Origin of the sequence: Acinetobacter johnsonii, from assembly GCF_048551975.1 — a bacterium.
GTDB classification, from domain to species: Bacteria; Pseudomonadota; Gammaproteobacteria; order Pseudomonadales; family Moraxellaceae; genus Acinetobacter; species Acinetobacter johnsonii_A.
Map to the genome: position 1 here is coordinate 1 of NZ_JBIMCF010000110.1, position 327 is coordinate 327.

The 327-nt window shown below is 46.2% G+C and carries 1 pseudogene; it reads left to right on the forward strand.

Features of this window, described 5'->3' with window-relative positions:
• Positions 1–327, forward strand: a pseudogene (locus tag ACG9ZB_RS16835) (catalase-peroxidase); the annotation flags it as partial.

The window sequence follows — 327 nt, forward strand, 5'->3', positions numbered from 1 at the left end:
TCGATGCCGATATGGCGCTGAAAATGGACCCTGAATACCGCAAAATTTCAGAGCGTTTTTATGCAGATCCAGCTTACTTCTCTGAAGTGTATGCTCGTGCGTGGTACAAGCTGACTCACCGTGACATGGGGCCAAAATCTCGTTACTTAGGTGCCGATGGGCCGAATGAGAATCTGATTTGGCAAGACCCAATTCCATCGGTCGATTATGTTTTGTCTGAAGCTGAAATTGAAGAATTAACAGCGAAGTTGCTGAATAGTGGTTTAACTTCGGTTGAATTGATTACTACTGCTTGGGACAGTGCGCGGACTTTCCGTGGTTCCGACT